At 62.2% G+C, this 14540-nt stretch carries 16 protein-coding genes; 12 read left to right on the plus strand and 4 right to left on the minus strand.

Going from position 1 to position 14540, the window contains the following annotated elements:
• Window positions 1–168 precede the first annotated feature (168 nt).
• The 3 genes from LVY71_RS15950 (at window position 169) to LVY71_RS15960 (ending at window position 2844) form a co-directional block, all read left to right on the plus strand.
• Window positions 169–1524 carry a 3-carboxy-cis,cis-muconate cycloisomerase gene (locus tag LVY71_RS15950; protein WP_235100827.1) on the plus strand — a complete coding sequence of 452 codons (1356 nt, stop codon included), beginning with the start codon at window positions 169–171 and terminating at the stop codon, window positions 1522–1524.
• Between the two features lie 135 nt (window positions 1525–1659).
• Entirely contained in the window at window positions 1660–2442 is a 783-nt protein-coding gene (gene pcaD, locus LVY71_RS15955; RefSeq protein WP_235100828.1) for a 3-oxoadipate enol-lactonase, read from the plus strand.
• A gap of 9 nt (window positions 2443–2451) precedes the next feature.
• Window positions 2452–2844 (plus strand): carboxymuconolactone decarboxylase family protein, encoded by a 393-nt coding sequence (locus tag LVY71_RS15960; protein WP_235100829.1) that lies wholly within the window; start codon window positions 2452–2454, stop codon window positions 2842–2844.
• Here LVY71_RS15960 and LVY71_RS15965 read toward each other — a convergent pair.
• Together LVY71_RS15965 and LVY71_RS15970 are read right to left on the minus strand one after the other, a co-directional pair.
• On the minus strand, window positions 2817–3347 hold the full coding sequence (locus LVY71_RS15965) for a hypothetical protein (RefSeq protein ID WP_235100830.1): 531 nt from the start codon (window positions 3345–3347) through the stop codon (window positions 2817–2819). The genes LVY71_RS15960 and LVY71_RS15965 overlap by 28 nt on opposite strands.
• Before the next feature lie 235 nt (window positions 3348–3582).
• Window positions 3583–3828 (minus strand): hypothetical protein, encoded by a 246-nt coding sequence (locus LVY71_RS15970; RefSeq protein ID WP_235101561.1) that lies wholly within the window; start codon window positions 3826–3828, stop codon window positions 3583–3585.
• Window positions 3829–3988: 160 nt separating this feature from the next.
• On the opposite strand from LVY71_RS15970, the gene LVY71_RS15975 reads away from it, so the two are divergent.
• The 6 genes from LVY71_RS15975 (at window position 3989) to LVY71_RS16000 (ending at window position 9403) form a co-directional block, all read left to right on the plus strand.
• The gene (locus LVY71_RS15975; protein WP_235100831.1) at window positions 3989–4903 is read left to right on the plus strand and encodes an ABC transporter permease subunit; all 915 of its coding nucleotides are present in this window, start codon (window positions 3989–3991) and stop codon (window positions 4901–4903) included.
• A gap of 8 nt (window positions 4904–4911) precedes the next feature.
• Entirely contained in the window at window positions 4912–6246 is a 1335-nt protein-coding gene (livM, locus tag LVY71_RS15980; protein ID WP_349629896.1) for a high-affinity branched-chain amino acid ABC transporter permease LivM, read from the plus strand.
• Window positions 6243–7082: an ABC transporter ATP-binding protein gene (locus tag LVY71_RS15985; RefSeq protein ID WP_235100832.1), complete on the plus strand. Its 840-nt coding sequence runs from the start codon at window positions 6243–6245 to the stop codon at window positions 7080–7082. Before livM ends, LVY71_RS15985 begins: the two co-directional genes overlap by 4 nt.
• Window positions 7079–7813 carry an ABC transporter ATP-binding protein gene (locus LVY71_RS15990; protein WP_235100833.1) on the plus strand — a complete coding sequence of 245 codons (735 nt, stop codon included), beginning with the start codon at window positions 7079–7081 and terminating at the stop codon, window positions 7811–7813. The genes LVY71_RS15985 and LVY71_RS15990 overlap by 4 nt, the downstream gene beginning before the upstream one ends.
• Entirely contained in the window at window positions 7813–8172 is a 360-nt protein-coding gene (locus LVY71_RS15995; protein ID WP_235100834.1) for a DUF6867 family protein, read from the plus strand. Before LVY71_RS15990 ends, LVY71_RS15995 begins: the two co-directional genes overlap by 1 nt.
• A gap of 115 nt (window positions 8173–8287) precedes the next feature.
• Window positions 8288–9403 carry a branched-chain amino acid ABC transporter substrate-binding protein gene (locus tag LVY71_RS16000; RefSeq protein WP_235100835.1) on the plus strand — a complete coding sequence of 372 codons (1116 nt, stop codon included), beginning with the start codon at window positions 8288–8290 and terminating at the stop codon, window positions 9401–9403.
• A gap of 128 nt (window positions 9404–9531) precedes the next feature.
• Here LVY71_RS16000 and LVY71_RS16005 read toward each other — a convergent pair whose 3' ends face one another.
• Window positions 9532–10266 (minus strand): cytochrome c biogenesis CcdA family protein, encoded by a 735-nt coding sequence (locus LVY71_RS16005; RefSeq protein ID WP_235100836.1) that lies wholly within the window; start codon window positions 10264–10266, stop codon window positions 9532–9534.
• Between the two features lie 90 nt (window positions 10267–10356).
• Here LVY71_RS16005 and LVY71_RS16010 point away from each other — a divergent pair, with 90 nt between their 5' ends.
• The gene (locus LVY71_RS16010) at window positions 10357–11358 is read left to right on the plus strand and encodes a P1 family peptidase (protein WP_235100837.1); all 1002 of its coding nucleotides are present in this window, start codon (window positions 10357–10359) and stop codon (window positions 11356–11358) included.
• A gap of 41 nt (window positions 11359–11399) precedes the next feature.
• On the opposite strand, the gene LVY71_RS16015 is transcribed toward LVY71_RS16010, so the two are convergent.
• Window positions 11400–12146 carry an EF-hand domain-containing protein gene (locus LVY71_RS16015; RefSeq protein ID WP_235100838.1) on the minus strand — a complete coding sequence of 249 codons (747 nt, stop codon included), beginning with the start codon at window positions 12144–12146 and terminating at the stop codon, window positions 11400–11402.
• A 282-nt stretch (window positions 12147–12428) separates the two neighbouring features.
• On the opposite strand from LVY71_RS16015, the gene rpe reads away from it, so the two are divergent.
• Together rpe and purB are read left to right on the plus strand one after the other, a co-directional pair.
• On the plus strand, window positions 12429–13130 hold the full coding sequence (gene rpe / locus LVY71_RS16020; protein ID WP_235100839.1) for a ribulose-phosphate 3-epimerase: 702 nt from the start codon (window positions 12429–12431) through the stop codon (window positions 13128–13130).
• Between the two features lie 102 nt (window positions 13131–13232).
• Window positions 13233–14540: an adenylosuccinate lyase gene (gene purB, locus LVY71_RS16025; protein ID WP_235100840.1), complete on the plus strand. Its 1308-nt coding sequence runs from the start codon at window positions 13233–13235 to the stop codon at window positions 14538–14540.

The raw sequence follows: 14540 nt of genomic DNA on the forward strand, positions 1-14540 counted from the left end.
AGCAAGCCTCCCAGTTCAATGGCCGCATACCGCGGCCTTATGTCAGTTCAAGTAAGCCACCGACAGCAGAATTGAAAGAGGACCGTTCGGGCAGTTGCATTGCAAAATCCTCGCCGGCCGAGCGAATCTATTGGCATGCCATCGGCCGTTCGTTAGGGTCCGCGCATCATGAGCACGTCCCTTTCGCCCCTGCTGGCGCCCATGCTGTCGAGCGCCACGATGCGCGCCGTCTGCGATGATGCCGCCTTCCTGCAGCATATGCTGGATTTCGAAGGTGCGCTTGCGCGCGCGGAAGCTGCCACCGGCGTCATCCCCGCCAGCGCGGCAGACGCGATTTCAAAAGCCTGTCAGGCCGGGCAATTCGACATAGCAACCCTCGCGGACGCAGCGACGAAAGCCGGCAATCTCGCTATTCCACTGGTCAGGGCGCTGACCGCCGCTGTCGCGAAGACCGATGCCGAAGCGGCCCGATATGTTCACTGGGGTGCGACCAGTCAAGACGTGATCGATACTGCCACCGTGTTGCAGTTGCGCGCCGGCATCGATGCGCTGCTGAGAGATCTTGACCGCGCCGTCGCGGGCTTCGCCAAGCAGGCGCAGCAGCATCGCCAGACCGCCGCCGTCGCACGCACCTGGCTGCAACATGCGCTGCCGATGCCGTTCGGCCTGAAACTCGCGGAGTATGCTGCGGCGCTGCATCGCTCGCGCGTGCGCCTGACCCGGTCGCACGCCGAGGCATTGGTCTTGCAATTCGGTGGCGCAGCAGGAACGCTGGCTGCCCTTGGCGATAAAGGAATGATCGTCGCGGAACAGCTTGCCAAGGAGCTTTCGCTGCGGCTGCCGGATGCTCCATGGCATACGCATCGCGACCGCATTGCCGAGGTCGCCTCGACCTTCGCGATCCTCGCAGGCAGTTGCGGCAAGATCGCGCGCGACGTTTCGCTACTGATGCAAACCGATGTCGCGGAAGCCTTCGAGCCTGCAGGCGAAGGCCGCGGCGGCTCCTCGACCATGCCGCACAAGCGCAATCCGGTCGCGGCAGCAACCGCGCTTGCCGCAGCAACAATGGCGCCAAATCTCGCGGCAACGATTCTTTCGGCGCAGGTACAGGACCACGAGCGCAGTGCGGGCCCGTGGCACGCCGAATGGCCCACCCTGCCGATGCTGATGCTGGTCACGTCCGGCGCACTCGGCTCCATCGTTGAGTTGGCCGAAGGATTGGAGGTCGATGCCGTACGGATGCGCGCCAATCTCGACTCCACGCAAGGTCTTGTCATGGCTGAAGCCGTCTCGATGGCGCTGGCGGAAAAGACCGGCAAGAGCGAAGCCCATAGCATTGTCGAAGCCGCAAGCCGCAAGGCGATCGAGTGCAAACAGCACCTTCGCGATATTCTCGGTAAAGACCCGCGCGTGACAGCGCATCTCAGCGCCGATAAACTCAAGAGCCTGTTCGAGCCGATGTCCTATCAGGGTGTCTCGCAGTCGCTGATCGACCGGCTGCTTGCGTCGCTTGATGACGAATAGAATCGTGCGCGCCACAAGGAACAGAAGCTTCATTGCCGGGCTTGACCCGGCAGTCCATCATCTTGAAAGATTCATTTCAGGATGGATGCGCGGGTCAAGCCCGCGCATGACGATCAAAATGCGGAGAGATGCTTAATGCCCATGATCGATGCCGACGGTTGCCTGCTCAATGTCTCGGTCGAAGGCCGCGACGGCGGACCGACCGTCATGCTGTCGAATTCGCTCGGCGCAACCATGCAGATGTGGGAGCCGCAGATGTCGGCGTTGACCAAGCTGTATCGTGTCGTGCGCTACGACCGGCGCGGCCATGGCAAGTCCGGCGTCCCGCCCGGACCGTATTCGATGGAGCGTTTCGGCAAGGATGTGCTGGCGATCCTCGACGACCTCAATATCGAGAAGGTGCACTGGTGCGGATTGTCGATGGGCGGCATGGTTGGCCAGTGGCTGGGAGCAAATGCGCCGGAGCGAATCGGCAAACTGATCCTCGCCAATACCTCCTGCTACTATCCGGACCCGACCAACTGGCACAATCGCATCAAGGCGGTGAGCGAAAACGGCCTCGCATCGATCGCCGATACCGTGATCGCCGCGTGGCTGACGTCGGATTTCCGCGAACGCGAGCCGCAGATCGCGGCAAAGCTGAAGGCCATGCTGATCGCCACGCCACAGCAGGGTTACATCGCGTGCTGCGAAGCACTGAGCCGACTCGACCAGCGCGACCTGTTGCCGCGCATCAAGGCGCCCACGCTGGTGATCGCCGGCCGTCACGATACATCCACGCCGGTCGAAGCCAGCGTGTTCATCCGCAGCCAGATTCCAAATGCGAGCATGACCCTGCTCGACGCAGCTCACATTTCGAACATCGAACAGCCGCATAACTTCACCGAGGCCGTGGTCGGATTCCTGACCCAGCGCTGAGACCGATCAATGGATGACAACCAACGCCGCAATGACGGCACGGCGCAGCGGCGCAAGGTGCTTGGCGATGCCTGGGTCGATAAATCCGTTGCGGGAAAGTCCACGTTCAATGCGGATTTCCTCGATCTCATCAGCCGTTATGCCTGGGGCGAGATCTGGACGCGGCCGCATTTCGACGAACGCACCCGCCGCGTGCTGGTGATCGGCACCATGATGTCGCTCGGACAGTGGGATGAATTCCGCCTGCACGTCCGGGCGGCGCTCACCGAAGGCGGCTTCACGCCGGACGACATCAAGGAAATCCTGCTTCAGCAGGCAATTTATTGCGGCGTCCCCGCCGCCAACCATGCCTTCAAGGAAGCGGCTGGCGTGATTCAGGAGTTGGGGCTGCTCGACAAATAGCCGTGATGCGGTTCTGGCGAGGTCTGTTTTTTACGGGATGCCATGACCTGCGGATCGGTATCGACGATCAAGATGATCGCGCCCCCAATCAGCAACAGCGACTCGCTGGCATGAAGCCGCAGCGCCGCCAGTTCCCCGACTTTCGATGCGGCAATCAGGCTGGCCATGCTGATGAATGCAGCAAGCCCCAGCGCGAAAGCGAGCGCCTCATCGGCGCCGCCCTTATTCCGGATCGCCGCACGGATGACCAGCAAGAGGAACACAAGGAAGAAGGCGGCGACGATGACTTTCCCCAGCGCCAGCAGCCACGCGAGGCGGATGGTATCGATCGAGGAAAGAGAGAGAAAGTCGCTGGCATACATCGCCGCGGCGATATTGGTGCGATCGTAGAAGCCGCGGATCGGCGAAACCCATATCTTCATCGCCGACAGAACCCAAGACGGGATGAAATAACACGCCAGAAGCACGCCATTATACGTGCTGATCCGCCAGTCGTTGTACATCTGCCGCCTGCTCCAACGTGAAGCCGGAGCTAACTCCCCTCAACTGGGAGCGGCAATTTAAACCCTTTCTTAACCTTAATACGGCGGCCGGCCTGTGGACAACCGAAAGCCGGACGCATCCGCGCAAAAAAATCCCGCCTTTCGGCGGGATTTTCTCAACTCAACCACTCCGAACGCGATCAGGACATGATCAGAAAAGCGGAAACGGTTTTCTGACCTGATCATGCCGGCGATGTCAGTGGCCGCCCTTTTGGCTCTGCTGACCCTGCTGGCCCGGCTTGTGGCTCGGATCCTGCTGCTGCTGACCGGGTTTTTGACCACCGCCCTGCTGCTGACCCGGCTTCTGACTTGGATTCTGGCTCTGTTGGCCGGGGTTCTGGTTCGGATTGTTCTGGTTGCCCATGATGGCATCTCCTTTGTTGAACGAAGAACCAACAGCCGCCGTTGTCATTGGTTGCAATGGAACACCGTGTTCCTCCATGAACTTTTCATCGCACCGCAAACTTCGCGTGGACGACGACCCCACGCCGCACCCCTGCCAGTTGCCGCACCCTGTTCCCACTGTTAGAAAATGGGACGACGCGACGATCCGGCTGCCGGGGCCTTCGACGTGTCGATCTGTTCCTCGAACACGGCAGCCCATGGATTACTTCGCCCAGCAACTCATCAACGGATTGGTGCTCGGTTCGATCTACGGGTTGATCGCGATCGGCTATACGATGGTCTACGGCATCGTCGGCATGATCAACTTCGCCCACGGCGACATCTTCATGATCGGCGGCTTTATCGCCCTCATCACTTTTCTCATTCTCGTGTCGATCGGTTTGACGGTCGTACCTGTCATCCTGCTTCTGGTGCTGCTCGTCGCCATGGCAGTTACGGCGCTTTACGGCTGGACCGTGGAGCGCATCGCCTATCGGCCGCTGCGGCAGTCGTTCCGTCTGGCGCCGATGCTTTCCGCCATCGGCATGTCGTTCGTGCTGACGAACTATGCGCAGGTGGCGCAGGGCGCGCGCGTCAAGCCGGTGCCCCCCGTCATTACTGGCGGCTATACGCTGTTCGAGAACGACGGCTTTGTGGTGAGGCTGTCGAACATCCAGATTATCGTCGTCGTCACCACCGTGATCCTGCTCGCGATCTTTTCCTGGCTGGTGGCGCGCACGCGCCTCGGCCGCGACATGCGCGCCTGCGAACAGGACCAGACCATGGCCGCCCTACTCGGCGTCGATGTCGACCGCACCATCTCCATGACCTTCGTGATCGGCGCGGCGCTCGCCGCCGTCGCGGGCATGATGTACCTGCTCTATTACGGCGTGGTCGATTTCTTCATGGGCTTCATCGCCGGCATCAAGGCGTTCACCGCCGCGGTGCTCGGCGGCATCGGCTCGCTGCCCGGCGCGATGCTCGGCGGATTGCTGATCGGCCTGATCGAAACCTTCTGGTCTGCCTACTTCACCTCCGAGTACAAGGACGTCGCAGCGTTTTCCATCCTGATCGTCGTCCTGATCTTTCTTCCGACCGGCCTGCTCGGCCGTCCGGAAGTCGAAAAAGTCTGAGAGGCAGCGTGGCGCGCCCTGTCCATTCCGCTCACGCGTCCAAAGCTGCCGCAAATCCGCACGGCATCGCCTTCATCCTGAAGAAATCCCTCATCAGCGCCCTCGTGGCGCTGGTTTTGTTTTCGCTGATGATCGGCGTCCGCACCGAAGCCGGTCCGGAAGGCCAGTTGATCTACTGGACGCGATTCGGCGATCTCGCCGTGCTGGTGGCTGCAGTGTTTTTTGGCAGCATCATCGTCGAGTTGCTGCGGCAATGGATCGGTCCCTCGAAGACCATCTCCCTTCTTCCTGAATCCGCCAATAGCACGCTCGCGACGATGCGCCGCTTTCTTGCGCCGGCGCTTCTCGTTTTCACGCTGCTGGTGCCGGTGATCTTCTACGACCAGCGCTACATTCTCGATCTCGGCATTCTCGTTCTCACCTACGTGATGCTGGGATGGGGATTGAATGTCGTGGTCGGCCTCGCCGGTCTGCTCGATCTCGGCTACGTCGCATTCTACGCGGTCGGCGCGTATTCCTATGCGCTGCTGGCAACGACCTTTGGACTATCATTCTGGGTCTGCCTGCCGCTGGCCGGAATCCTCGCCGCGTTCTGGGGCGTGCTGCTCGGCTTCCCGGTGCTGCGGCTGCGCGGCGACTATCTGGCCATCGTGACCCTGGCCTTTGGTGAGATCATCCGCTTGATCCTGCTCAACTGGCAGCATGTCACCGGCGGACCGAACGGCATCACCGGCATTCCGCGCCCGACATTCTTCGGCATTCCGCTGACCAATACCGACGACGGCCTCGCTGCGATGCTCGGCATCGAGTTCTCCGCGACGCATCGCGTGGTGTTCCTGTTCTACCTGATCTTCGCGCTCGCGCTGCTGACCAACTGGGTCACCATCCGTCTGCGCCGGCTGCCGATTGGCCGCGCGTGGGAAGCCTTGCGCGAAGATGAGGTCGCCTGCCGCTCGCTCGGCATCAACACCACCACGACGAAGCTGACCGCGTTCGCCACCGGCGCGATGTTCGGCGGTTTTGCCGGCGCGTTCTTCGCCACCCGTCAGGGCTTCATCAGCCCGGAGTCGTTCACGTTTCAGGAATCTGCCCTGGTGCTGGCCATTGTGGTGCTAGGCGGCATGGGTTCCCAGCTCGGCGTTGCGCTAGCCGCGCTCGCCATGATCGGCGGGTTCGAGCTGTTCCGCGGCCTCGAGCAATTCCGTATGCTGGTGTTCGGCGGCGCGATGGTGCTTCTGATGATCTGGCGGCCGCGTGGCCTGATCGGTCATCGTGCGCCGTCGGTGTTTCTCGAAAAGCCCACCGAAATTTCATCCGCGATGGTCAAGGAAGGCCACGGATGACCGGCACAAGCGACGACATTCTCGACGTCGATCATCTGTCGATGCGCTTCGGCGGCATCGTCGCGGTGAACGATCTGTCGTTCACCGCGAAGCGCGGCGACATCACCGCGCTGATCGGCCCCAACGGTGCCGGCAAGACCACCGTGTTCAACTGCATCACCGGCTTTTACAAACCGACCACCGGCATGATGCGACTGATCCACGAGGACCGCCGTGAATTCCTGCTGGAGCGTCTGTTCGACTACCGCATTTCGAAAGTCGCGAAGGTTGCGCGCACATTTCAGAACATCCGGCTGTTCGCCGGCATGACGGCGCTGGAAAACCTGATGGTGGCCCAGCATAATTCGCTGATGCGCGCGTCGGGCTACACATTTCTCGGCCTGATCGGCGCGCCCGGCTTCCGCCGCGCCGAGCACAGCGCCATCGAGCTCGCGCGTTACTGGCTCGACCGCATCGGCCTGACCTCGCGCGCCGACGATGCAGCAGGAAATTTGCCCTACGGCGACCAGCGTCGGCTGGAGATCGCGCGCGCGATGTGTTCCGAGCCCGCCTTGCTGTGCCTCGACGAACCCGCCGCCGGCCTGAACGCCCGCGAAAGCGACGAACTGAGCCAGTTGCTGCTGGCGATCCGCAAGGACCACGGCACGTCCGTGCTTTTGATCGAGCATGACATGTCGGTGGTGATGGAAATCTCCGACTGCATCTTTGTGCTCGACCACGGCGTCAAGATCGCCGCCGGAACGCCGCGGCAAATCCGCGACGACCCTAAAGTCATCGCCGCCTACCTCGGCGCCGACGAGCAAACCGCCATCGAAGTGATGGAGGGCGGCACATGAGCGCGCCCCTGCTCGCTATTCGCGGCCTTGTCGCGGCTTACGGAAATATCGAGGCTCTGAAAGGTGTCGATCTCGACATCAAGGCTGGCGAGATCGTCGCCTTGATCGGTGCCAATGGCGCGGGCAAGTCCACGCTGATGATGTCGGTGTTCGGCCGCCCGCGCGCCCGCGCAGGCACCATCGAATTCGATGGCCGCGACATTACGTTTGAGCCGACCCATCACGTCGCCCGGCTGCGCATCGCGCAGTCTCCCGAAGGGCGGCGCATTTTCCCGCGCATGACGGTGGCCGAGAACCTGCGCATGGGCGCAGATGCCGCCGTCGAAAGCACCGAGGCCGAGCGCAACACCAGCTTGGAGCGCGTCTTCGCACTGTTCCCGCGCCTGAAGGAACGCATCGCCCAGCGCGGCGGAACGCTCTCCGGCGGCGAGCAGCAGATGCTGGCCATCGGCCGCGCGCTGATGAGCCGTCCGCGTCTGCTGATGCTGGACGAGCCGTCGCTCGGCCTTGCGCCGCTGATCGCGCGGCAGATTTTCGACGCCGTCCGCACGTTGAACCGGCAGGACGGCCTCACCGTGCTGATCGTCGAACAGAACGCCAATCACGCCTTGAAACTCGCCCATCGCGGCTACGTTATGGTCAACGGCAAAATCACGCTCAGCGGCACCGGCCCGGAACTGCTGGCGCGGCCCGAAATCCGCGCAGCGTATCTCGAGGGAGGGCGTCACTGATGTCGCTCTACTCCAACGAATCCATCTTCCAGGTGCTGTTCGTCACCCTGGTGCTTGGCGCGGGCTGCGCGTTGCTCGCAGGCCGAGCCATCGCGCTCACCTGGCGAAGCATCTGGGTCGCGGCGGTCGCAATGATTCCGCTGGGACTGGCGGTACGTTTCGTGCATTTCGCCTTGTTCAACGAAACCCTGTTGCAGCCGCAGACCTATCTGGTTGAAACCGCCATCCTGATCGCGGTGGCCTGCCTGTCTTTTCAGCGCACCCGCGCCCGGCAGATGGTCCGGCAGTACTACTGGCTGTACGAACCGAGTGGTCCGCTCGGCTGGCGGCTGCGGCAAGATGCGCCAGCCAAGGCGTGAGCACGACCGAAAATTGCCGATGACTTGCCGGTAAAATCAGCCGACAATACCCGCGATTTGTTCGCCCGGCGGGCCGACTGGCCGCGCCCTTCGAGATTTGCATAAGGACAGCCCCATGAAACCCACCCACATCCTTGGCCTCGCACTCGGCGCGTCGATTGCCATGTCGACTGCTGCGTTTGCGCAAGACATTTCCGTCGCTGTCGCCGGTCCGATGACGGGCAGCGAGTCGGCATTCGGCCGCCAGATGAAGAACGGTGCCGACATGGCGGTCGCCGATCTCAACACCGCGGGCGGCGTTAATGGCAAGAAACTCGCCTTGCAGATCGGCGACGATGCCTGCGATCCGAAGCAGGCGCGCTCGGTTGCCGAAAAGCTCGCGAGCTCGAAAGTGCAGTTCGTCGCCGGGCACTTCTGTTCGTCGTCGTCGATCCCCGCATCCGAAGCCTATGCCGAAGGCAACGTGCTGCAGATCACCCCGGCCTCGACTAATCCGGTGTTCACCGAACGCAAGTTGTGGAACGTGCTGCGCGTCTGCGGCCGCGATGACCAGCAGGGCCTCGTCGCCGCGCAGTACATCCAGAAAGCCTTCGCCGGCAAGAACGTGGCGATCCTCAACGACAAGACCACCTACGGAAAGGGTCTGGCGGACGAGACCAAGAAGGCGCTGAACGCCGCGGGCTTCAAGGAGAAGCTGTTCGAGTCCTACAACAAGGGCGACAAGGACTTTAACTCGATCGTGTCGCGCCTGAAGCGCGAGAACATCGATCTGGTTTATGTCGGCGGTTATCATCAGGAAGCCGGCCTCATTCTGCGCCAGATGCGCGATCAGGGGCTCAAGACCGTGCTGATGGCTGGCGATGCCATGAACGACAAGGAATTCGCCTCAATCACCGGCGCCGCTGCGGAAGGCACGCTGTTCACCTTCGGACCCGATCCGCGCAACAAGCCGACCGCGAAAGCCATCGTCGAGAAGTTCAAGGCAAAGGGCATCGATCCCGAAGGCTACACGCTCTACACCTACGCCTCCTTCCAGGTCTGGTCGCAGGCGGTTGCAAAGATCAAGAGCACGGATCCGAAGAAGGTCGTCGAAGCCATCAAGGGCGGCGAATGGGATACCGTGCTAGGCAAGCTGTCGTTCGACGCCAAGGGTGACATCAAGCTGCTCGACTACGTCGTCTACAAGTGGGACGCCAAGGGCAACTACGCCGAGCTGGGCAAGGGGTCGTAAGGAGTACGCTCCTCATCTAACAAGATCGTCATGGCCGGGCTTGTCCCGGCCATCTACGTCTTTGGATACCATTTTGAAGGCGTGGATGCCTAGACAAGCCCGGGCATGACAATTTCAAAGACGCGGCGCTACCCGAAATTCTGCAACGCCGGAAACGTCTCCAGCAGCCAGATGCTGACGTTCGATACCGCACCAGTGAGAAATCCGATCCCCACCAGGATCATCAGCACGCCCATGATATGCTCGATGGTGGCAAGATATTTCTTCATCCGCGCGAACACCGACGAAAACTGTTCCACCATGAATGCGGCGATCAGGAATGGAATGCCGAGGCCGGCGGAATAGACCGCAAGAAGCCCGGCGCCCTTTGCCACCGTGGCCTCCGAGGCTGCGACCGAAAGGATCGCCGCCAGGATCGGCCCGATACAGGGTGTCCAGCCAAACGCGAAGGCCAGCCCCATCACATAGGCCCCCCACAATCCGACCGGCTTTGGAATCGGCAGGCGGCCCTCGCGCATCAGGAAGCGGATACGCGTGAGGCCGAGGAAATGCAGGCCCATCAGAATGATTGCGACGCCCGCGATGATCGAGAGTTGCGCGGACCATGCACGGATCAGGCTGCCAATCAGACTGGCGCTGGCGCCGAGCGCCACGAACACGGTGGAAAACCCGGCCACGAAGACCAGCGCCGACAGCATCACGGCCCGCTTCGAGACCGACTGTTCCTCGTCGCTGGCGACATGCTCGATGGTCGCACCGGTCAGATAGATCAGATAGGGCGGCACCAACGGCAGCACGCAAGGCGAAAGAAAGCTAATGATGCCGGCGGCCAGCGCGGCGGGGATCGAAACGTCCTGAATCATGCCGCTTATTGCACCGGGGCCACTATGCTATGCAAGCGCCGCGCCCTGCCCTTCCGCGTGTTGTGATCGAGATTTATCCCAAGGCAGCCCATGAGAAATCTGCTTACCGACATTCCCGGTGTCCGCGTCGGTCATGCCGACGACGCTGCGCTCGCCTCCGGCGTGACAGCTATTGTCTTTGACCGGCCCGCCGTGGCCTCAATCGATGTGCGCGGCGGCGGGCCGGGCACGCGGGATGTCTCATTGCTCGATCCCGTCAATACGGTGGAACGTATCGATGCGATTGCGCTATCAGGTGGCTCGGCTTTCGGCCTCGAGTCCGGCGGCGGCGTGCAGGCATGGCTGGCCGAACAGGGCCGTGGCTTCGCGGTGGGCGATGCGCGGATCCCCATTGTTCCCGGCGCAGTGCAGTTCGATATGCTCAACGGCGGGAACAAGAAATGGGGCCGCTTCCCGCCCTATCGCGATCTGGGCTACGCGGCGGCCGAAGCAGCGACTGACGGTGCGTTCGCACTCGGAAGCATCGGCGCGGGCTATGGTGCGACCACGGTCAACTTCAAAGGCGGCGTCGGCTCGGCGTCAGCCATCACAACGGGCGGCGTTCGCGTCGCCGCCATCGCCTCGGTCAACGCGGTAGGCAGCGTCACTGTCGGTGACGGCCCCTGGTTCTGGGCCGCGCCTTTTGAGATCGGCAACGAATTCGGCGGACGTGGATGGCCGCCCTCCTTCACGCCGGACATGCTCGCGATGCGGCTCAAGGGCGCGCCGGCCGCGACGTCCATCGAGAACACTACAATTGCAGTGGTCGTGACGGACGCGATCCTCACCAAGGCGCAGGCCCAACGCATGGCGATGATTGCGCAGACCGGCTTTGCGCGCGCGATCTATCCGGTCCATGCGCCGCTGGATGGCGACGCTGTGTTCGCGGCGGCGACCTGTGAGAAAGAAATCGACCCCCTGTATGGCCTGACCGAACTCGGAGCTGTCGCGGCGAACGTCATTGCGCGTGCGATCGCGCGCGGCGTGTATGAAGCGACCGCACTGCCGTTCGCCGGCGCGCTGCCATCGTGGAAAATGCGGTTTGAAGAATAGTCCCGATTGTGACTCGCGACAGATGCGGTCTGCAAATAGCGTCAGACCTTGACCGAGACTGACTGCTTCGCCGCGCTGGCAAGCGCGTCCGCCTGACGTTGCACCATTTTCTCGACAAGATTGTACTGCGACGACGCGGCGCCTGATGCTGTCGATGACGCGGGCTGACTCATGGTCAGCTTGGTACCGTCGGCATAGGTCAGCGTGGTGGTGACTGAACCGTCGCTGTTGGTGGTCGTGGTGCTGGAGGCGCCCTGAAGCGCCTGCAGAAGCGCGTCCGCGCCGCCTCCACCACCGCCCCCGGAATGATGCGCATGATGAGCGCCCTTGCCTTTCAGCGCCGCCGCCATTTCGTTCATGCTGACGGAGCCGTTGCCGTCGGTGTCCATCTTGTCGAAAACATTATCCGCCGCTGCGATATTGGTACCGCCGGCCCCGAGCTTGTCCTCGAATTCGACCTTGGTGATCTTGCCGTCACCGTTGCCGTCGATCTGCGCGAACAGGTGCTTCAACGCATCCGTCGGGCTGGAAGACGCGGTGTCCTGGGACGCAAGCAGCGCGTTGAACGTCGCAGGGGACAGGGTTCCGCCCGGTGCCGATCCGGTCGAGGACGCAGGCGTCAAAGTCTGGGTATTTTCGGTCGGTTTGGTCAGGCCGAAGATTGAACCGGCTTGCTTGATGCCGGTTGTCGCCGCTCCCGATTTGCCGGATGTCAGCGACGACAGCAGATCCAATGCTGGGCCAGCGGCGGCAGCGGCAGCTCCAATCGCACCAGCAGCAAAAAACATCGCGATACTCCCCGGAGCCGCGGACAAGCGGCTCAGATCAACCCGAAAACTATCCAGCAATTGCCGTGCCGCTTCAAAAACTGTTTAGAAATGGGCACTTCTCATTGTGAGCGGCAGGATCTGACGCGGCAATTTCTGCCCGTTTCGGCAGGAATTGCCGTGAGCGGAACGCGAGTTCTGTGTACGTCCTGCACCTCACATTGCCCGCGCCCGGGCGGCGTGTTAGGCGAAACTCGTCCGTCACCGCTGGCCATCAAGGCAAGGAAAGCACCGGAAGCAGCCATGTCCCAGCCGTTTGCACCGCGTCCCCTGATCATCGCGCCGTCGATCCTGGCGTCGGATTTTTCGAAGCTCGGTGAGGAAGTCCGCGCCGTCGATCAGGCAGGCGCCGACTGGATGCATCTGGACGTGATGGACGGTCACTTCGTGCCGAACATTTCCTACGGCCCCGACGTCATCAAGGCGATGCGCCCGCACTCGAAGAAGATCTTCGACGCGCATCTGATGATCGCACCGTGTGACCCGTATCTCGAGGCCTTCGCCAAGGCCGGCTGCGATCACATCACGGTCCACGCCGAGGCCGGCCCGCATCTGCATCGCTCGTTGCAGGCGATCCGCGCACTGGGCAAGAAGGCTGGCGTGTCGCTCAATCCGGCAACGCCCGCAAGCGCGATCGAATATGTCATCGACCAGATCGATCTCGTGCTGGTGATGTCGGTCAATCCCGGCTTCGGTGGGCAGTCGTTCATCCCTGCCGTGCTGGAGAAGATTTCCCAGGTTCGCGCCATGTGCGCGGGGCGGCCCATCGACATCGAAGTCGATGGCGGCGTGACCGCAGACAATGCAGCAAAGATCTCCGCGGCCGGCGCCAACGCTCTGGTCGCCGGCTCCGCCGTGTTCAAGGGCGGCACGATGGACAGCTATAAGGCGAACATCACCGCGATCCGGAACGCGGCCGCCTCCGCGCGCGGCGAAGCGATCTAGGCCAAAAGCCCCTGATTTTCCGGGCAGATCGCGCTCCAAGGGTGGTTTCGCCGGGCGCGATCTGCTAAAGCGCGGCGTAATCTCCAAGCTGTGAGCTAGTGAATGATCCCACGTTATTCCCGCCCCGAAATGGTCTCCATTTGGGACCCGCAAACACGCTTCAAGATCTGGTTCGAGATCGAGGCGCATGCTGCGGACGCCCTGGCGGAACTGGGGGTGATTCCGAAGGACGCCGCCAAAACCATATGGGCCAAGGCCAAGGACGCGATCTTCAACGTCGAGCGCATCGACGGGATCGAGCGCGAGACCAAGCACGACGTCATTGCCTTCCTCACCCATCTGGCGGAGATCGTCGGCCCGGAAGCGCGTTTCGTGCATCAGGGCATGACATCGTCCGACGTGCTCGACACCTGCCTCAACGTCCAGCTCTCGCGCGCCGCCGACATTCTGATCGCCGACATCGACAAGGTGCTCGCCGCACTGAAAACCCGCGCCTTCGAACACAAGATGACGCCGACCATCGGTCGTTCCCACGGCATCCATGCCGAGCCGGTGACGTTCGGCCTCAAGCTCGCCTACGCCTATGCCGAGTTCACCCGCGCCCGCGAGCGCATGGTCGCCGCGCGCAAGGAGATTGCCACCTGCGCCATTTCCGGGGCGGTCGGCACCTTCGCCCAGATCGATCCGCGGGTTGAAGCGCATGTCGCCAAGGCCATGGGCCTCGCGGTCGAGCCGATCTCGACGCAGGTGATCCCGCGTGACCGCCACGCCATGTTCTTCGCAACGCTCGGCGTCGTCGCCGCATCGGTGGAGCGCCTTGCGGTGGAAATCCGTCACATGCAGCGCACGGAAGTTCTGGAAGCCGAGGAGTTTTTCTCCGAAGGCCAGAAGGGCTCATCGGCCATGCCGCACAAGCGCAATCCGGTGCTGACGGAAAACCTCACCGGCCTGTCGCGGATGGTGCGTGCCTACGTGACGCCCGCGCTGGAAAACGTCGTGCTCTGGCACGAGCGCGACATCTCGCACTCCTCCGCCGAACGCATGATGGGCCCCGATGCGACGGTCACGCTCGACTTCGCGCTTAATCGCCTCGCCGGCGTGGTCGAAAAACTACTGGTCTATCCGGCCAACATGCAGAAGAACCTCGACCGCCTCGGCGGCCTGGTGCATTCGCAGCGCGTCCTGATTGCGCTCACGCAAAAAGGCGCATCACGCGAGGACGCCTACACGCTGGTCCAGCGCAACGCCATGCCGGTCTGGCGCGGCGAAGGCGACTTCCAGTCCTTGTTGAAGAAGGATGCCGACGTGAAGAAATATCTGTCGGACAAGGAGATCGAGGAACAATTTGATCTCGCGTATCACTTCAAGCACGTCGATACGATCTTCAAGCGTGTCTTCGGAGCGTCCTGA

It is taken from the genome of Bradyrhizobium sp. G127 (genome assembly GCF_021502575.1).
In the GTDB taxonomy this organism is placed as follows: domain Bacteria; phylum Pseudomonadota; class Alphaproteobacteria; order Rhizobiales; family Xanthobacteraceae; genus Afipia.